Raw genomic sequence first — 17,039 nt, 5'->3', positions numbered from 1 at the left:
GGTCCGGCATCGACCTCAAGGTCAGCGCGGCCCACGAGACCGGCACCCGGGTGGGGGCAAAGCCCGGGCATGGGCCGGCTCTCCTATTCCGTAGAACGGCCACGCGCGTCCGATCGGCGCGGACAAGGTCTCGCGGAGCGAGGGCCCTGCGCTCCCTGTGCGAGCGGAGCGAAGCCACCCGGCACGCCACGCGCACCGGGTGCGCGCGGTCGTGGATCACGTCGTGCCCCGCGTGAGGCATGCTGCCTGTGATCGCACGCCCTGACGATGTGCGCCGCCGCACGCGGCATGTCCTGAGCGCAACCACTCGCGGATGACCGGCCGCGTCCCTGCGTTGCGCCCGGCCCGAGGCCTGATTTAGAATACTTATTATTCTGAGCTTGAGCGTTAGCCCGGCGGCCCGGCCGCATCGGTGAACGTTAGCCGGCAAATCCGGCCTTGGCCTCCGGCCCGGCTCAGACCCGACTGATCGCCGCTCCGGCGCCGCCAGACAGGACGCAACGATGATCAAACTCACCGTGAACGGGGCTGCGCGCAGCTTCGACGGCGACCCCGACATGCCGCTGCTGTGGTACCTGCGGGACGAACTTGGGCTCACCGGCACGAAGTTCGGCTGCGGCGTCTCGCTCTGCGGGGCCTGCACCATCCATCTCGGCGGGACGGCGACCCGTGCCTGCATCACCCCGGTCTCGGCCGCCGCCGGCCAGGAGGTCGTCACCATCGAGGGGCTGTCGCCGGACGGCAACCACCCGGTGCAGGTGGCGTGGCGCGACCAGAACGTCGCCCAGTGCGGCTTCTGCCAGTGCGGCCAGATCATGCAGGCCGCCGCGCTCCTGAAGGACACGCCGAAGCCGTCCGACCAGGACATCGACGACACGATGAGCGGCAACATCTGCCGCTGCGGCACCTACCCGCGTATCCGCGCCGCGATCCATCAGGCTGCCGGCCAGCCGGCGCCCGCCACCAAGGGAGAGCGCCTGTGATCCACGACGCGAAGATGAGCGCCCAGCTCGCCGCCGGCACCAAGCCGGCCCTCGACAATGTCAGCCGCCGCGGGATCCTCGGCGGCGCCGGCGCTCTCGTTCTGGCCCTCTCGCTGCGCCCGGCGCGAGCCGACGAGACCCAGACCGCCGAGCAGAAGGCCCAAAAATTCGGCGCCGACGGCATGCCGCACGGCTGGCGCGACGATCCGAAGATCTTCGTCGCCATCGCGCCGGACGGCACCGTCACGGTGACCAACCACCGTTCCGACATGGGCCAGGGCATCCGGACCTCGGTGGCCTTCACGGTCGCCGACGAGCTGGAGGCCGACTGGTCGAAGGTGAAGGTGGTCCAGGCCTGGGGTGACGAGACCCGCTTCGGCAACCAGGACACCGACGGCTCGCGCTCGACCCGCCACTTCTTCCAGCACTTCCGCCACGCCGGCGCCGCCGCGCGGCTGATGCTGATCCAGGCCGCGGCCAAGCAATGGGGCGTGCCGGCCTCCGAGGTGACGGCGGTCAACCACACCCTGACCCACGCCAAGTCGGGCCGCACCCTCGGCTACGGGGCCGTGGCCCAGGCCGCCGCCGAGCTGCCGGTGCCCACCGACGTCAAGCTGAAGGACCCCAAGGACTTCCGCTACATCGGCACCGGCAAGGTCGGGCTGATCGACAATTTCGACATCACCACCGGCAAGGCCGTCTACGGCCTCGACACCAAGCTCGACGGGATGCTCTACGCGGTCGTCGCGCGCCCGGCCGTCTATGGCGGCACGGTGAAGTCCTTCGACGACAGCGAGGCCAAGAAGGTCCCGGGCGTCGTGAAGATCTTCAAGATCGACGGCGGCACGATCCCGTCCGAGTTCATGCCGCTCGGCGGCGTCGCCGTGGTGGCCAAGAACACCTGGGCGGCCCTGAAGGCCCGGGACGCCCTCAAGATCACCTGGGACGACGGTCCGAACGCCGGCTACGACACGGACGCGTTCCGCAAGGAGCTGGAGGCCGCGGCCCGCAAGCCCGGCAAGGTCGTGCGCACGCAGGGCGACGTCGACGGCGCCCTCGCCAAGGCCAAGACCAGGGTCGAGGCCGAGTACTTCGTGCCCCACCTCGCCCAGGCGCCGATGGAGCCCCCGGCCGCGGTGGCCCGCGTGAAGGACGGGTTCTGCGAGGCCTGGGCCTGCACGCAGGGTCCGCAGGCGGCCAACGACCGCCTGATGAAGGCGCTCAAGCTGCCCGACGACAAGGTCAAGGTGAACGTGACGCTGCTCGGCGGCGGGTTCGGGCGCAAGTCGAAGCCCGACTACGTGGTCGAGGCGGCGCTCTGCTCGCAGGCCGTGGGCGGCGCCCCGGTGAAGCTCGCCTGGACCCGCGAGGACGACCTGCACCACGGCTTCTACCACACGATCTCGGTGGAGCATCTGGAGGCCGGCCTCGACGACAAGGGCATGCCGGTGGCGTGGCTGCACCGCTCGGTGGCGCCGACGATCGGCTCGATCTTCGCGCCCGATCCGAAGCACGAGCTGCCGTTCGAGCTCGGGATGGGGCTGGTCAACACGCCGCTGAACATCCCGAACATGCGGCTGGAGAACCCCGAGGCTGCCGCCCATGTCCGCATCGGCTGGTTCCGCTCGGTGTCGAACATCCCGCACGCCTTCGCGATCCAGTCCTTCGTGTCGGAGCTGGCGCACGCCGCCGGCCGCGAGCCGAAGGAGTACCTGCTCGACCTCATCGGACCCGATCGCAAGATCAGCCCGACCGAGATCGGCGACGTCTGGAACTACGGCGAGGACCCGAAGCGCTACCCGATCGAGACCGGCCGCCTGCGCGGCGTGATCGAGGCGGCCGCCAAGGGCGCGGGCTGGGGGCGGCAGATGCCCAAGGGCACCGGCCTCGGCATCGCCGGCCACTACAGCTTCGTCACCTACACGGCGGTGGCGGCCGAGGTGGAGGTCGACGACAAGGGCCAGGTGAAGGTGAAGGCGATCGACATCGCGGTCGATTGCGGGCCGCAGGTGAATCCGGAGCGCATCCGCTCGCAGATGGAAGGCGCCGTGGTCATGGGGATGGGGCTCGCCCTGACCTCCGAGATCACCTTCAAGCAGGGCCGGGCGGTGCAGAACAACTTCGACGGCTACGAGGTCCTCCGGATCGACGCCGCCCCGAAGGTGGTCCGCGTGCACCTCGTGCCGACCGGCAATTGGGACGGGCCGCTCGGCGGCGTCGGCGAGCCCGGCGTGCCGCCGGTGGCGCCGGCGATCGCCAACGCGATCTTCGCGGCCACGGGCCGCCGGGTCCGGCAATTGCCGATCCGCGATCAGCTGAGCGCCTGAACCGTCACCCGTCGCGAGACGTTGGGGCCGCAGGGGGAACCTGCGGCCCCATTCTTTTGGAAAGTACCCGACCCGATGATGCGTCCCGCCCTGACGGCCTGCCTGACCCTGATCCTGACGGCAGCCCCGGCCCTCGCCTCGCCCTGCGGCGACCGGATCGACAGCGTTTCCAAGCGGGTTCAGTCCGAGATGAGGCAGTCGATCTCCGCCTCGACCAGCGGCCAGGGCAATGCCGCCAAGCGCGGCGGCGAGGGGGTCACCGGCACGGAGGGTCAGCGGGCGAAGGAATCCCCCGAGGCGCCGCCGGAAAAGTCGGCCCAGGCCGGCCAGGGGGCGGATGCCGCCCAGCAGGCGCAGGTCGCCCTCGAAGAGGCGCGCACGGCCGATTCGAAGGGTGACGCCAAGGGCTGCGAGGCGGCCCTGTCCCGCGTCGAGCAGCAGTTGAAGAGGACACCCTGAGGCACTTCATAAAACGGGCTGACGGGTTCGATGCGCGAGGCTGGCCGCTCCCGCATCGATCCAAGCCACCTCTCTCATCCTGAGGCCCGCTGCGCGGTCACCTGAGGATGAGGGGAAGGGTTCGACGTGAGCCCTGGCTGGCTTTGCCGCCTCACCGGCCCAGCGCGCTGATCTCGATCACGAACTTCCGCCGCAACGCCCGCGAGAAATCGCCGTAACCGGCGGCCGCCAGCAGGAACGCCCCCGGGCCGCCGATGACGTGGGCGCGGTACCATTGCTCCAGGCTCGTGCGTTCCTGCGGCAGCGGGGTCGGGAGCAGGCCGTAGCCCGGCGCCCGATAGGCCCCGGCCCCGACGACGTCGTTCTCGCCCGGCACCAGGATCGGCAGGCCGTTGACCGTCGCGCCGGTGGCGAGCAGCGCCGCATGCGCCTCCGCGAGGCTGTCGGCGTCGGTGCAATTGTCGATCCCGTCGCCGGAGACGTCGACCACCACGCGCTCGGCCGGGATCGGGAGCGTCGGGAGCACGGCGTCGGTCACCGTGCGGAACATCTGGCCGAGGCAGGTGAACTCGCCGGCCTGCCGGGGCGTGGCCCGGACCAGGGCGGCGGTCGCCGCAGCATCGACGCGGTTGGCGATCCGCCGCCAGCCGACAGCGAGGTTCGCCCGGTCCGCCCAGGTCACCATCGCGAACAGGATCCCGCCCGGATTGCCGGTGATCGCGCCGATCACCGACGGATCTTCCAAGGCCTCCGCGATGCCCTCCATCTGGAGCCGGAAGCGGGATTCGTCGACGGATTGCGACACGTCCACCGAGACGACCAGCGCGGTGGCGACGCTCTCGGGGGCGGCCTTGGCGGGCGCCAGCCCGAGGAGCAGGAGGCCGGCGCCCCGCAGCGCGCCGCGGCGGATCCATCCCGAACCCGTCCGCATCATCGGCCTCGGCGCTCCCGGAAGGCGCGGCCCTGCGGCCGTCGCGCATCCGTTAGGCCACGTTTCGACGGGACGCGAAACCGGCCTTTCGGGGGGGCCGCCGCGCGGCCCCGCCCATAGGACCGACGCGCTGCGGGCAGGCCCGGATGCGCGTCGGCAGGGTGTCGTGCGGGCGCGAAGCCCGGCCCCGGTGAGGAGGATTCGCTCCGGCGGCGGTAGCCCGCTCATCTCGGAGGTGGCCCGTCCTCCGGCCCCGTCCCTGGGCCGGCCGCGGGGTCGTCGAGGACGGCCTCGGCCGCCCCGGAAGGTGCTTAGGCCGCCGCCGCGGCGGCGAGGGCGTGCCGGTTGCCGTTCAGGCCGGCGCAGAGATCGTCGATCTCGGCGAGGTCCAGCGCCTCGCCGGCCCGGCCGGCGATGGTGTCGATCAGGTGATCCTGGCGGGGATCGAACGGATGACCCTGCATCCGGTAGAACTGGTAATAGCGCAGCGCCGCCAGGACGGTGTCACGCTCGCGGTCGGTTACGGTGAAGTGCTGCATGGGTAGTTGCTTCCCCTTGTGGCTTCAACGAACGCCCGGGTAGGCCGCGACGCCGATCCCGAGCTTGACTGTTGTAACCCGTGGGCAACTGCCCGACCAGTTCTTGACAGCTCGCGCCGATGTGATTCGCGTCATTTAAGATTTTGATCCTGGCCGGAGCCGGGCGATCACGGATCCAAAAATCCTGTTCTCACAACAGCTTGGCAAACCGGGTCGCGAATGCCGCGCGGTCGGACCCGGCCGTTGCCCGTCCCGAGTCCCCGCATGGACTCTCACGGACCCTCATGGACCCGCGCCGCCGCCCCCGGGCCCGCCTAGAGGCCGAGTTCGGCCAGATAGCGCGGCAGCGCGGCGCTCGCCGGCCCGTACCGGGCCCCGTCGAAGGCGTCGGCGTTGTCGGACGGCTCCAGGTTGACCTCGCAGGTCGGGATGCCGAGCGCCCGGGCCTGCCGGACGTAGCCCGCCGCCGGGTAGACCGCACCCGACGTGCCCACGGCCACGAACAGGTCCGCCCCGGCCAGCGCAGCCTCGATCGCGTCGAGGTGCATCGGCATCTCGCCGAACCAGACCACGTCCGGCCGCATCCGGCCCGACGCGCCGCAGGCGGGGCAGTGATCGGCCCGGCTCAGGTCGGCGCGCCACGGCGTGACCGCACCGCAGGCGCAGCAGCGCGCCTTGAGCAATTCGCCGTGCATGTGAGTGACCGCCTGCGAGCCGGCCCGCTCGTGCAGGTCGTCGACGTTCTGCGTGCACAGGAACAGCCGCCCGCCCCGCGCGGCGAGCCGCGCCTCGGCCTGCGCCAGAGCGACATGCGCGGCGTTCGGCTCGGCCGCGACCGCGCCGCGGCGGCGATGGTCGTAGAAGTCGAGCACCGTGTCGGGGTCGGCCGCGTAGGCCTCCGGGGTGGCGAGCCGCATCGGGTCGAACCGCGCCCAGATCCCGCCGCGGTCCCGGAACGTGCCGAGCCCGCTCTCGGCCGAGACGCCGGCCCCGGTCAGCACGAAGATCGTCCTGGGATGGTCCGTCATGCGGTGCTCCTGCTCGCCGGAGATTGGCCGGATATGTCCGCTGGCTGGCAGCGCGGTTTCTTTCGCCCAGGGTCAAGCCGAGGAATCCTGCGGCTCGCTTCACCGAGCGGGAGACACGAAATGTCCGATGTTGCGCTGCTGGTCATCGATGTCCAGGAATCCTTCCGGCACAGGCCCTTCTGGAACGACGCCGATGTCCCGCCCTTCACCGAGCGCCTGCAGACGCTCATCGACGGTGCCGCGGCGCGCCGGATTCCGATCCTGCAGATCTTCCACCTCGCCGAGAGCGGTCCCTTCGCCGCCGCCTCCGGCCATGTCCGCACCCTGGAGCCGATCGTGATCGCGCCGACGGCGATCTTCCACAAGCGTCGGCACAGTGCCCTGGTCGATAGCGGCCTGCCCGGCTGGCTGACGCAGCACGGCATACGGCGCCTGATCGTGTCAGGCATCCGCACCGAGCAATGCTGCGAGACCACCACCCGCCACGCCTCCGACAGCGGCTGGCAGGTGGATTACGTCACCGAGGCGACGCTGACCTTCGCGATGACCCATCCGTCCGGACGCCGGTTCACGGCGGACGACATCAAGGCCCGCACCGAGCTGGTGCTGGTGGACCGCTTCGCCCGCATCGCCACGGTGGAGCAGGCGCTCGCCGGTCGGGACTTGCCGGTCGCGGCATGAGCGGGACGGCGCGGCGCATCCCGGTCCTCGTGGTCTTGCCGCCGCGCACCCTGCTGCTCGACCTCGCGGGACCGGTCGAGGTCCTGCGCATCGCCGGGGCGGCTCAGGAGCGGGTCGCGTTCTCGGTGCGCTACGTGGCGCCGCGGGCGCGCACCCGCTGCTCGATCGGTCTGGATCTCGGCGGCACCGAGCCGCTGCCGGAGGCGATCGCGCCGGGTACCGTGGTGCTCGTGCCGGGCGCGTCGGCCCGGGTGCTCGGCGGCGAGGCCGATCCGGACGAGGGCGCCGCCGAAGCGCGGATCGTCGACTGGCTGCGCGGCGCGGTCCGGCCGGGCCACACCCTGGTGACGGTCTGCGACGGTACGCTGCTGGCGGCCCGGGCCGGCCTGTTCGACGGCTATGCCTGCACCACCCATCACGCGAGCTGCGCCCGGCTCGCCGCCCTGGCGCCGCAGGCGCGGGTGCTGGAGAACAGGCTGTTCGTGCAGGACCGGGACCGGTTCAGCAGCGCCGGCGTGACCGCGGGCGTGGACCTGATGCTCCATCTCGTCGCCGAATGGGCCGGCCCGGCCGCGGCGCTGGCGGCGGCCCGGACCCTGGTGGTCTACATGCGGCGCGGCCCCGACGACCCGCAGCTCTCACCCTGGCTCGAAGGCCGCAGCCACCTGCACCCGGTGGTGCACCGCGCCCAGGACGCGATCACCGCCGAACCCGCCCGCGCCTGGTCCCCCGAGATCCTCGGCCGCCTCGCCGGGGCGAGCCCGCGCAACCTCGCCCGGCTGTTCCGGGTCCATGCCGGAATGACGGTGACCGACGCGGTCAACCGCGCCCGGATCGCGCTGGCCCGGGACCTGATCGCCCAGACCGACCTTGCCCTGGAGCAGGTCGCCGACCGCGCGGGCTTCGGCTCGGCCCGCCACATGCGGCGGGTCTGGCGTCAGTTCCACGACGCCGCGCCCTCGAATCTCCGAACCCAAATCTTGGTTTCGAAAGGTCCGTGACCTTTCGCGGGTCCAGGGCGGAGCCCTGGGGCCTCAGGGGCACCGCCCCCGAACCCCTGCCCAAGGGGTGAGCCCTTTGGGATCCCCCGACCACGCTCTGGACCCCGCCGGATGGCTGTGCCCTCCTCGCATCGTCCGAATCGGCGCGGACGATGCATCCGCCCGTCCCGACAGGCGCCCGCGGGCGCGGAGGAGAGCGCATCATGCCCGAATTCGACCTGGCGATCCGCGGCGGGACCGTGGTCACGGCGAGCGACACGGTGCGGGCGGATGTCGGCGTGCGTGGCGGCCGGATCGTGGCTGTGGCCGAGGGCATCGCCGACGCCGCCCGGGTGATCGACGCCTCCGGCCTGCTGGTCCTGCCCGGCGGCATCGACAGCCATGTCCACATCGCCCAGGATTCGGGCCCCGGCATCGTCATGGCCGACGACTTCGCCAGCGCCACCCGAGCGGCGGCGGCCGGCGGCAACACCTGCGTGATGCCCTTCGCGCTCCAGCCCCGGGGCGCCTCCCTGCGCGGGGCGGTCGACGCCTACCGGGCCAGGGCCGAGGGCCAGTGCCACGTCGACGTGGCGATCCACATGATCATCTCGGACCCGACCGAGGCGGTGCTCGGCCAGGAGCTGCCGGCCTTGGTCGCCGACGGCTACACCTCGTTCAAGGTCTTCATGACCTACGACGACCTCGTGCTGAACGACCGCCAGCTCCTCGACGTGTTCCACGTCGCGCGGCGGCAGGGCGCCCGGGTCATGGTCCACGCGGAGGGCTACGACGCGATCCGCTACCTCAGCGAGCGTCTGGAGCGGGCGGGCGAGACCAGGCCCTATGGCCACGCCCTGTCGCGCCCCGAGATCGTCGAGCGGGAGGCGGCCCACCGGGCCATCAGCCACGCCGAGCTGATCGACCTGCCCATCGTGATCGTCCACGTCTCGGGCCGCGAGGCCACCGAGCAGATCGCCTGGGCTCAGGGACGGGGCCTGAAGATCCGGGCCGAGACCTGCCCGCAATACCTGACCCTGACGGCCGAGGACATGAAGGGGCTCGGCCAGGACGACCCCATGGCGGGGTCGAAATACGTCTGCTCGCCGCCGACGCGGGACGTCGAGAGCCAGGAGGCGGTGTGGTCGGGGATCCGGCGCGGGATCTTCGACGTGGTCTCGTCCGACCATTGCCCGTTCCGCTACGACGACCCGCAGGGCAAGCTGAACCCGCGGGGTAAGACCTCCTTCCGCTGGATCCCGAACGGCATCCCCGGCATCGAGACGCGGCTGCCGGTGTTCTTCTCCGAGGGCGTCTCGAAGGGGCGCATCAGCCTCAACCAGTTCGCCGCGCTCACCGCCACGAACCACGCGAAGCTCTACGGGCTGTACCCGCGCAAGGGCTCGATCGCCCCGGGCTTCGACGCCGACCTGACCCTCTGGGACCCGAACCGGCGCGAGACCATCCGCCAGGAGATCCTCCACCACGGCTCCGACTACACGCCGTGGGAAGGGTTCGAGGTCACCGGCTGGCCGGTGATGACCATCGCGGGCGGGCAGGTCATCGCCGAGGATGGCCGGGTCCTGTCCGAGCCGGGCCGCGGGCGGGTGCTGGACCGGGCGGTCGATCCGGCCGAGCGGCGGGAGGCGTAGCCTTGGCCCGCCGCTTGCTCTCCGGTGTCGGATGGCGGGCGACACAGGGGGAATCGATGTTGCGGACGCGGCGTCGACCGGATCGAGCGCGGGTCCCCTCTCCCGTGCGGGAGAGGGACAGGGTGAGGGGCGTGCGGCTTCCGGATAGGGCGCGCATGGCAAGGGTGTGCCCCGTCCTGAACGTTCTCGTCCCTCACCCCTACCCTCTCCCGCACGGGAGAGGGGGCGTGTCGCGGCCTTCAAGAGTGATCGTGCCACTCTTGTATCTTGCACATCGCCGGAAGCAGGCGAGCCTCACATGAATGTCGAGCTGATCGGCCTGACCAAGCGCTACGGCGCGGCGACCGCGGTCGATGCCATCGACCTGAAGGTGCCGTCCGGGGCCTATTGCTGCCTGCTCGGCCCCTCCGGCTGCGGCAAGACCACGACGCTCCGGATGATCGGCGGCCACGAGCGCGCCAGCGCGGGCGACGTGGTGATCGGCCCGAAGGCGGTGGGCGACGCGGCGCCGTCCGAGCGCGGCACCGCCATGATGTTCCAGAGCTACGCCCTGTTCCCGCATCTCGATGCGCGGGACAACGTCGCCTTCAGCCTGCGGATGCGTGGAATCGGCAAGGCGGAGCGCCGGGCCAAGGCCATGGCGATGCTCGACCTCGTGCAGATGAGCCACCTCGCCGGGCGCCTGCCGGCCCAGCTCTCCGGGGGCCAGCAGCAGCGCGTGGCGCTGGCCCGCGCCCTCGTCACCGGCCCGAAGGTGCTGCTCCTCGACGAGCCGCTCTCGGCGCTCGACCCGTTCCTGCGGGTCCGGATGCGGGTCGAGTTGAAGCGGATCCAGACCGAGCTGGGCCTCACCTTCATCCACGTCACCCACAGCCAGGAGGAGGCGATGGCGCTCTCCGACCTCGTGGTGGTGATGAATGCCGGGCGGATCGAGCAGGCTGCCGACCCGCGCACCGTGTTCGAGCGGCCGGCGACCGCCTTCGTGGCCCGGTTCATCGGCGGCCACAACGTGATCCGCCTGCCCGACGGGCTCATCGCCGTGCGGGCGGACCGGATGCGCCTCGGCGCCGAGGCCGGCCCCGCCGCGCGGCCGGCCCGGGTGGTGGCTGTCGAGTACCAGGGCACCAGCGTCCATGTCGGCCTCGACGCAGAGGGGCTGGAGCGCGCGCCTGAGAGCCCCGCCGCCCTCACGGCGATCCTCAGCGACGCGGATTTCGCGGCCCGCCCGCTGCGCCCGGGCGATACGATTCCGGTCGGCTGGGACGCGGCCGCCGCCCACCGCCTCGACGCGTAACCGGTACGGAGACGACGATGGATGCTTTCTCGAAGCCGAGCCGGCGCACGCTCCTGAAGGGGGCCGCCGCGCTGGCCGCGACGCCTGTCACCGGCTTCCCGGCGGTGCACGCCGCCGAGCCGGTGACCCTGCGCTACCTCGGCACCGCGGTGAACCAGTCCGCCGACATCGCCAGGAAGGTGAAGGAGGATCTGGGCCTCACCATCGAGTACATACCGGTGGTGACCGACGAGGTGACCAAGCGCGTCGTCACCCAGCCGAATTCCTTCGACCTGGTCGACACCGAGTATTTCAGCCTCAAGAAGATCCTGCCCTCCGGCAACCTCCAGGGCATGGACGCCAAACGGATCAAACTGGCCGACAAGATCTCGTCGATCTTCACCAAGGGCGAGGTGGGGGGCCGGAAGATCGGCGACCAGGGCACGGCCCCCCGGAAGGTCTTCTATCTGGAGGGCCAGGATTCGAAAAAATTTGCCGGCGAACAGACCGAGTGGATCTCGCTGATCCCCACCGTCTACAACGCCGACACGCTGGGCATCCGGCCAGACCTGATCAAGATCCCGGTGACGAGCTGGAAGGAGCTCCTCAACCCGGCCTTCAAGGGCAAGGCCTCGATCCTCAACATCCCGTCCATCGGCATCATGGACGCCGCGATGGTGGTGGAGGCGACCGGCGACTACACCTACGGCGACAAAGGCAACATGACGCGCCCTGAGATCGACCGCACCATCAAGGTGCTGATCGAGGCTAAGCGCGCCGGCCAGTTCCGCGCCTTCTGGCAGGATTTCAACGAATCCGTGAACCTGATGGCCTCGGGCGAGACGGTGATCCAGTCGATGTGGTCGCCCGCCGTCACGAAGGTGCGCGCGCAGGGGGTGCCCTGCACCTATCAGCCGCTGAAGGAGGGCTACCGGGCCTGGGCCTCGGGCTTCGGCATCCCCAAGACCCTGAGCGGCAAGAAGCTCGATGCCGCCTACGATTTCATCAACTGGTTCCTGTCCGGCTGGGCCGGGGCCTACCTGAACCGGCAGGGCTACTACTCGGCGGTGCTGGAGACCGCACAGGCGAACATGCAGCCCTACGAATGGGCCTTCTGGATGGAGGGCAAGCCCGCCGAGAAGGACATCCTCGGTCCCGACGGCACCCTGATCGAGAAGGCCGGCGCCACCCGCGACGGCGGCTCCTTCGACGCGCGGATGGGCGCGGTCGCCTGCTGGAACGCCGTGATGGACGAGAACACCTACATGGTGCGCAAGTGGAACGAGTTCATCGCGGCGTGAGGGCGGTGGGCGCCCCCTCCCCGTCCTTCTCCCTCCGCGGGCCCTCGGAGACGCCCGTCCTGCGCGGCCACGCGGCTGCCGGATGGAAGGCGGGCCCCCTCTCCCGTGCGGGAGAGGGGGCGCGGTGCGCCTCGCGGAAGCCGATGTGTGAACATCGGAGCCCGCAGAGGGGGAGGGAAGCGGCGGCGCGCGTGGGGCGAATCCGATGACCGATCTCGCCCTGCCCGCCGCCGAGACCGCCGCGCGGACCGCAGCCCCCACCGTTGCGGGCCGCCCGCGCCGGCGCACCCTCGCCTATCTCCAGGCCGCGCCGCTGGCCCTCGTCTTCCTCGCCTTCCTGGTGGTGCCGCTGGTGCTCACCGGGATCGTCTCGCTGTGGGAGTACAACGAGTACGAGATCATCCCGGCGCTGACCCTGCAGAACTACGCCGACGTCTTCGACGGCTGCCTGTCCGCCGACCTCTGCACCACGCTGCGCACCTATCTCTCGACGGTGAAGTTCGTCGCGCTGACGCTGGCGATCACCCTGCCGCTGGGCTTCGCCATCGCCTACTTCCTGGCCTTCTATATCCGCTCCGGCACGGTGCGGATGGGGCTGTTCCTGCTCTGCACGATCCCGTTCTGGACCTCGAACGTGATCCGCATGATCTCGTGGATCCCGCTGCTCGGCCGCAACGGCCTCGTCAACGACACGCTCCGTGCCCTCGGGCTGATCCGCGCGCCGATCGAGGGCCTGCTCTACTCCGACTTCGCGGTTGTCCTGGCCTTCGTGCACCTCGACACGGTGTTCATGATCGTGCCGATCTTCAACAGTCTCGCGCGGATCGACCGGCGCCTGATTGAGGCGGCGCGGGATTGCGGCGCGTCCGGCGCACAGATCCTCTGGACCGTGATCCTGCCGCTGGCCAAGCCCGGCATCGCCATCGGGACGATCTTCGTGAGGACCCTGGTGATGGGCGACTTCGTCACCGTCGGCGTCATGGGCGGCCAGCAGATCGCCAGCGTCGGCAAGGTGATCCAGGTGCAGATGGCCTACCTGCAATTCCCGGCGGCCGCGGCCAACGCCATGGTGCTCTTGGCTGCCGTGCTGCTGATGATCCTGGGACTCACCCGGATGATCGACCTCCGGCGGGAGCTGTAGCGATGGACCGGCCCCGCGGCCTCGCCTTCTATCTCCTGGCCGGCGTCTTCGCCCTCTACGTCCTGTTCCTCTACGGGCCGACGCTGACCATCCTGGCCCTGAGCTTCCAGGGGCCCTCCGGCGGCCTGACCTTCCCGATGAACGGCGTGTCGACCCATTGGTTCGCCAAGCTGTGGGAGGGCGTCGGCGTGGTCGACATCTGGGCGGCTCTGCGGCGCTCCCTGGCGCTCGGCCTCGTGGTGATGGCACTCACCGTGACGATCGCCTTCTATGCCGGCCTCGCCTTCCGGAAGGGGTTTCGGGGGGCCGGCCTCGTCTTCGCCCTGGCGGTGTCGAGCCTGATCGTGCCCTCGATCGTGGTCTCGCTGGGCATCGGCCTCGAGTTCCGGCTCCTCGACGATGCGATCAAGGCGCTCGCCGCCGCCACCGGCTGGGGGTTCCTGGAGGATCACGGCACGCTGATGGGCCTCTACACCTCGGCGCTGGGGGCGCACCTGACCTGGACGCTGCCCTTCGGCCTGCTGATCATGTTCGCGGTCTTCAACCGGTTCGACCCGGCCTACGAGGAGGCCGCCCGCGACCTCGGCGCCAGCGGTCCGCAGACGCTGCGCCACGTAGTGGTGCCGATCCTTGCGCCCGCGCTCGTCGGCGTCGCGCTGTTCGGCTTCACCCTGTCGTTCGACGAACTCGCCCGCACCAGCCAGGCGATCGGCGGCCGCAACACCCTGCCGCTGGAATTGCAGGGCCTGACCACCACGGTGACGACGCCGGAGATCTATGCGCTGGGCACGATGACCACCGCCGTCTCGGCCCTGGTGATCGGGACGGCGCTCGGCCTGACCCTGTGGCTGCAGAAGCGCCGGGCGCGGCGGGCCATGGCGGGGTTGCGGTAGGGCGCTTACCCGCTCACCCTGGAGGCCGTCGAGTCGACGAGGTTCGCGGGTGTGGCCAGCTGGTTCCGTTGCGATCGCGATCCTCGCTTACGGCCGCGGCAATACGGTTCTGATCGAGATCGAGACGCCTGCCGGACGGCTGGAGGCTGTCGGCGAACTGGAGCAGATCGGCCGAACCTTGTATTTTCGTCGCGCCCACATCCAGGGGCTGCACAAGGGTGCCCTTGGGCGAGCGGGGCTGAACGCGATCGGCGCGGAGATCCTGAGAGAGGCTGAAGTCGATGCGGTCGTCATTGAAGGAGGCGCTCGAACGACAGGAGCGGGACCGAAACGGGGGCGCCGGCCACCACCCTTCCGGTATCCCCGTTGAACTCGTGCTTCAGATTTCGGCCTCGAACGATCAGCCCGTCGACCTCGTGAAGGCCCTGATGGCATTCGGCCTGGACTTGCACGAGGCGCACGACATCGTCGATCGCTTGGCGAGCGGAGAAAAGGTCGCGACCACCCTATACCTGACCGCCGAGGGTGAATCGCCTTTCGCATTGAGCCGCTTCGGTGTGATGGTTGGCGCCCCCCAGCCGGTCGACGCGGCTTCCATCCCTGTGGATGTGCTGAACGCGATCGAGGCGTGGCGCCTGTCCGAGCCGGAGCGTCCCACCCGGGATGAGGCGATCGGCATCATCCTCCGCCGCGGCCTCGCGGCCGCGTAAGGGCTCCACCGCAACATTGCCAACCCACCCCCATCCGTGTATGCGCAGCCCGCGCCCCCGAGACACCCTTGGAGGCAGGGGCGCGTCGGGAAGGGCTTGGCCGTCCGCACAGGGCGGCCTTTTCGCGTTCCGGCTCCAGCAATTCGTAAGGATCACGCCATGAGCGCAGTCAAGACGCTTGAGGCCGTGGCACGCGACCGGGTCGGCAAGGGGGCCGCCCGGGCCGTTCGTCGCCAGGGCCAGATTCCCGCCGTCATCTACGGCGGTGGCCAGCCGCCGCAATCCATCGCGGTCGATCTCATCCGCACCCGCACCCTGATCTACGCGGGCGGCTTCAAGACGACGCTGTTCGAGATCAACGCTGGCGGCAAGAAGATCCGCGCGATCCCGCGCGACTTCCAGCTCGACCCGGTCTCCGGCGTGCCGCTGCACGTCGACTTCCTGCGCGTCGTCTCGGGCCAGACCGTCACCGTCGAGGTGCCGGTGCACTTCGTCAACGAGGACGCGGCCCCCGGCATCAAGAAGCTCGGCGGCACCCTCAACATCGTGGCTCACACGCTCGCCCTCGACGTCGCCCCGGATCAGATCCCGGATGCGATCGAGGTCGACCTGACCGGCCGCGCGATCGGCGACGTGATCCACGTCTCCGACATCAAGATCCCGGCCGGCACCTACACCGGTGAGGCGACCGATCCGGTGGCCAACATCGTGCCGCCGACCGTGCTGGGCGCCGAGGTGGAGGCCGAGGAGGCCGCCATCGCCGAGGCGCAGTCGGCCGAGGCCGCCGAGGAGAAGGCCGAAGCCGAGGCCGAGACCTCCGAGGACGAGAAGAAGGACGGCGAGGAGGCCTGAGCCTCGTCGCACTGCTCCGCACTCTCGAGAGCCCCGGCCCTGCCGGGGCTCTCTTCGTTCGGGCGGGCGGTCAGGGATAGAGCCGCGCGCGGCTCCAGCCATCGCCGGCCCGGGTGAAGCGGACCCGGTCGTGCAGGCGGAAATCGCCGTTCTGCCAGAACTCGAGGGTGACCGGCGCGATGCGGAAGCCGGTCCAGTGCTCCGGCCGGGGGATCGGCCCTTCGCCGTAGCGCTCGGAGAGGTCCGCCACGGCGCTCATCAGCGTGGCGCGATCGGCGAGCGGGCGTGATTGCTGGCTGGCGATGGCGCCGAGCCGGCTCTCGCGGCGGCGGCTCTGGAAATAGGCATCCGCCTCCTCGGCCGTCACCGGCGTGATCGGGCCCCGGGCCCGCACCTGCCGACGCAGGCTCTTCCAGTGCAGCACCAGGGCGGCTTGCGGGTTCTGGGCCAGCTCCTCCCCCTTGGTGGATTGCGTATTGGTGTAGAAGACGAAGCCGCGGGCGTCGAAGCCCTTCAGCAGCACCATCCGCACGTCCGGCAGCCCGTCCGACCCGGCGGTGGCGAGCGCCATCGCGTTCGGGTCCTCGGGTTCGGCCGCCTCCGCGTCCTTCATCCAGGAAGCGAACAGCCCGAAGGGGTCGTCGCTCAGTGTGAAGTCCGCGCTCTTCGGGTCATCGGTCCTTAACTGATCCACGCCAAGACTCCTGCCTGCCGCGTCAAGGGCCTGAGGGGGCACCGACATCGGCATGTTCGGTCGAGCGGAAAGCCCGTCGTGAGTCAGGTGTAATGCGGCGATGCGCGTGTAAAGGGCCAAGCCGGCGGGCGCGCATCTGCGCGTCCGTGTCGGTCGTGTCGGTGGCGATAGCCCTGTGCGGCTGCAGCCAGCCTCTGCTAATCTTCCGGGGCGATCCCCCGGCGGCGCCGCGCGTGGTCGAGGAGCCCACCGTCACCGGCAGCATCGAGAAGCGGCCTGTTAGCTTCGGGGACGACCTCGCCGAGGAGGATTGGCGCCGGGCGCGTGCCGCCCTGGGCGTCGCCCTGGATCCGCAGGGCAACGGGCGGCCCGTGAAATGGGACAATCCGGAGACCGGGCTTCACGGGTCGGTCAACCCGACCGGCTTGCCCTATGTCTCGGACGACCTGATCTGCCGAAACTTCCTGGCCTCGGTGATCGGACCGGCCCGCAGCCGCTTCGTCCGCGGCACCGGCTGCAAGCTCTCGGGCGGCCCATGGACGCTGAAGCGCGTCCGGAGCGCGAGCGGCGCCGGCCGCTCCTGAACGAGGCCGCC

General features: G+C 70.5%; 17 protein-coding genes. 13 read left to right on the top strand and 4 right to left on the bottom strand.

The genetic code is table 11. The features are described 5' to 3' along the window. Positions 1-503: 503 nt before the first annotated feature. The 3 genes from BM396_RS21100 to BM396_RS21090 all read left to right on the top strand — a co-directional run bounded on the left by BM396_RS21100 (position 504) and on the right by BM396_RS21090 (position 3,769). A complete protein-coding gene (locus tag BM396_RS21100) occupies positions 504-983 on the top strand; it encodes a (2Fe-2S)-binding protein (protein ID WP_043385201.1) in 480 nt (159 codons plus the stop codon). Continuing rightward, on the top strand, positions 980-3,310 hold the full coding sequence (locus BM396_RS21095) for a xanthine dehydrogenase family protein molybdopterin-binding subunit (RefSeq protein ID WP_043385197.1): 2,331 nt from the start codon (positions 980-982) through the stop codon (positions 3,308-3,310). Before BM396_RS21100 ends, BM396_RS21095 begins: the two co-directional genes overlap by 4 nt. Positions 3,311-3,385: 75 nt before the next feature. Further along, positions 3,386-3,769 carry a hypothetical protein gene (locus tag BM396_RS21090; RefSeq protein WP_043385193.1) on the top strand — a complete coding sequence of 128 codons (384 nt, stop codon included), beginning with the start codon at positions 3,386-3,388 and terminating at the stop codon, positions 3,767-3,769. 151 nt (positions 3,770-3,920) lie between these two features. Here BM396_RS21090 and BM396_RS21085 read toward each other — a convergent pair whose 3' ends face one another. The 3 genes from BM396_RS21085 to BM396_RS21075 form a co-directional block, all read right to left on the bottom strand. After that, a complete protein-coding gene (locus BM396_RS21085) occupies positions 3,921-4,700 on the bottom strand; it encodes a DUF1194 domain-containing protein (RefSeq protein ID WP_043385316.1) in 780 nt (259 codons plus the stop codon). A 311-nt stretch (positions 4,701-5,011) separates the two neighbouring features. Beyond that, positions 5,012-5,239 (bottom strand): hypothetical protein, encoded by a 228-nt coding sequence (locus BM396_RS21080; protein WP_043352204.1) that lies wholly within the window; start codon positions 5,237-5,239, stop codon positions 5,012-5,014. Between the two features lie 314 nt (positions 5,240-5,553). After that, positions 5,554-6,267 carry an SIR2 family NAD-dependent protein deacylase gene (locus BM396_RS21075; RefSeq protein ID WP_043385190.1) on the bottom strand — a complete coding sequence of 238 codons (714 nt, stop codon included), beginning with the start codon at positions 6,265-6,267 and terminating at the stop codon, positions 5,554-5,556. A 120-nt stretch (positions 6,268-6,387) separates the two neighbouring features. On the opposite strand from BM396_RS21075, the gene BM396_RS21070 reads away from it, so the two are divergent. The 9 genes from BM396_RS21070 to BM396_RS21030 all read left to right on the top strand — a co-directional run bounded on the left by BM396_RS21070 (position 6,388) and on the right by BM396_RS21030 (position 15,750). Next, complete coding sequence (locus BM396_RS21070; protein WP_043385188.1) at positions 6,388-6,948, top strand: isochorismatase family protein; 561 nt, start codon at positions 6,388-6,390, stop codon at positions 6,946-6,948. Next, positions 6,945-7,949, top strand: coding sequence for a GlxA family transcriptional regulator (locus tag BM396_RS21065; protein WP_043352210.1), 1,005 nt, complete (start codon positions 6,945-6,947; stop codon positions 7,947-7,949). Before BM396_RS21070 ends, BM396_RS21065 begins: the two co-directional genes overlap by 4 nt. Positions 7,950-8,152: 203 nt before the next feature. Then, the gene (hydA, locus tag BM396_RS21060) at positions 8,153-9,580 is read left to right on the top strand and encodes a dihydropyrimidinase (protein WP_043385186.1); all 1,428 of its coding nucleotides are present in this window, start codon (positions 8,153-8,155) and stop codon (positions 9,578-9,580) included. Between the two features lie 298 nt (positions 9,581-9,878). Further along, on the top strand, positions 9,879-10,874 hold the full coding sequence (locus tag BM396_RS21055; protein WP_043386396.1) for an ABC transporter ATP-binding protein: 996 nt from the start codon (positions 9,879-9,881) through the stop codon (positions 10,872-10,874). Positions 10,875-10,891: 17 nt separating this feature from the next. Then, on the top strand, positions 10,892-12,154 hold the full coding sequence (locus BM396_RS21050) for an ABC transporter substrate-binding protein (RefSeq protein ID WP_043386400.1): 1,263 nt from the start codon (positions 10,892-10,894) through the stop codon (positions 12,152-12,154). Positions 12,155-12,359: 205 nt separating this feature from the next. Continuing rightward, positions 12,360-13,295, top strand: a complete 936-nt coding sequence (locus BM396_RS21045; RefSeq protein ID WP_043386403.1) for an ABC transporter permease — start codon at positions 12,360-12,362, stop codon at positions 13,293-13,295. Positions 13,296-13,297: 2 nt separating this feature from the next. Continuing rightward, positions 13,298-14,188 (top strand): ABC transporter permease, encoded by an 891-nt coding sequence (locus BM396_RS21040; protein ID WP_043386406.1) that lies wholly within the window; start codon positions 13,298-13,300, stop codon positions 14,186-14,188. A gap of 281 nt (positions 14,189-14,469) precedes the next feature. Beyond that, the gene (locus BM396_RS21035) at positions 14,470-14,898 is read left to right on the top strand and encodes a hypothetical protein (RefSeq protein WP_139231610.1); all 429 of its coding nucleotides are present in this window, start codon (positions 14,470-14,472) and stop codon (positions 14,896-14,898) included. 159 nt (positions 14,899-15,057) lie between these two features. Then, positions 15,058-15,750, top strand: a complete 693-nt coding sequence (locus tag BM396_RS21030) for a 50S ribosomal protein L25/general stress protein Ctc (RefSeq protein WP_043386413.1) — start codon at positions 15,058-15,060, stop codon at positions 15,748-15,750. 70 nt (positions 15,751-15,820) lie between these two features. On the opposite strand, the gene pdxH is transcribed toward BM396_RS21030, so the two are convergent. After that, positions 15,821-16,444 (bottom strand): pyridoxamine 5'-phosphate oxidase, encoded by a 624-nt coding sequence (gene pdxH / locus BM396_RS21025; protein WP_078947071.1) that lies wholly within the window; start codon positions 16,442-16,444, stop codon positions 15,821-15,823. 92 nt (positions 16,445-16,536) lie between these two features. Between pdxH and BM396_RS21020 the strand changes: the two genes are divergently transcribed. Continuing rightward, positions 16,537-17,028 (top strand): RT0821/Lpp0805 family surface protein, encoded by a 492-nt coding sequence (locus tag BM396_RS21020; protein ID WP_051976210.1) that lies wholly within the window; start codon positions 16,537-16,539, stop codon positions 17,026-17,028. The last annotated feature ends 11 nt before the right edge of the window (positions 17,029-17,039 follow it).

This window comes from Methylobacterium sp. UNCCL125 (assembly GCF_900116795.1).
GTDB lineage: Bacteria > Pseudomonadota > Alphaproteobacteria > Rhizobiales > Beijerinckiaceae > Methylobacterium > Methylobacterium fujisawaense.
This window is presented reverse-complemented; position numbering and strand designations above follow the sequence as displayed.

Bases quoted from the DNA above. Each gene is read 5' to 3' on its own strand.
- BM396_RS21100 (WP_043385201.1), top strand. From the start codon at position 504: ATGATCAAACTCACCGTGAACGGGGCTGCGCGCAGCTTCGACGGCGAC.
- BM396_RS21090 (WP_043385193.1), top strand. From the start codon at position 3,386: ATGATGCGTCCCGCCCTGACGGCCTGCCTGACCCTGATCCTGACGGCA.
- BM396_RS21085 (WP_043385316.1), bottom strand. From the start codon at position 4,700: ATGCGGACGGGTTCGGGATGGATCCGCCGCGGCGCGCTGCGGGGCGCC.
- BM396_RS21080 (WP_043352204.1), bottom strand. From the start codon at position 5,239: ATGCAGCACTTCACCGTAACCGACCGCGAGCGTGACACCGTCCTGGCG.
- BM396_RS21075 (WP_043385190.1), bottom strand. From the start codon at position 6,267: ATGACGGACCATCCCAGGACGATCTTCGTGCTGACCGGGGCCGGCGTC.
- BM396_RS21070 (WP_043385188.1), top strand. From the start codon at position 6,388: ATGTCCGATGTTGCGCTGCTGGTCATCGATGTCCAGGAATCCTTCCGG.
- BM396_RS21065 (WP_043352210.1), top strand. From the start codon at position 6,945: ATGAGCGGGACGGCGCGGCGCATCCCGGTCCTCGTGGTCTTGCCGCCG.
- hydA (WP_043385186.1), top strand. From the start codon at position 8,153: ATGCCCGAATTCGACCTGGCGATCCGCGGCGGGACCGTGGTCACGGCG.
- BM396_RS21055 (WP_043386396.1), top strand. From the start codon at position 9,879: ATGAATGTCGAGCTGATCGGCCTGACCAAGCGCTACGGCGCGGCGACC.
- BM396_RS21050 (WP_043386400.1), top strand. From the start codon at position 10,892: ATGGATGCTTTCTCGAAGCCGAGCCGGCGCACGCTCCTGAAGGGGGCC.
- BM396_RS21045 (WP_043386403.1), top strand. From the start codon at position 12,360: ATGACCGATCTCGCCCTGCCCGCCGCCGAGACCGCCGCGCGGACCGCA.
- BM396_RS21040 (WP_043386406.1), top strand. From the start codon at position 13,298: ATGGACCGGCCCCGCGGCCTCGCCTTCTATCTCCTGGCCGGCGTCTTC.
- BM396_RS21035 (WP_139231610.1), top strand. From the start codon at position 14,470: ATGCGGTCGTCATTGAAGGAGGCGCTCGAACGACAGGAGCGGGACCGA.
- BM396_RS21030 (WP_043386413.1), top strand. From the start codon at position 15,058: ATGAGCGCAGTCAAGACGCTTGAGGCCGTGGCACGCGACCGGGTCGGC.
- BM396_RS21020 (WP_051976210.1), top strand. From the start codon at position 16,537: ATGCGGCGATGCGCGTGTAAAGGGCCAAGCCGGCGGGCGCGCATCTGC.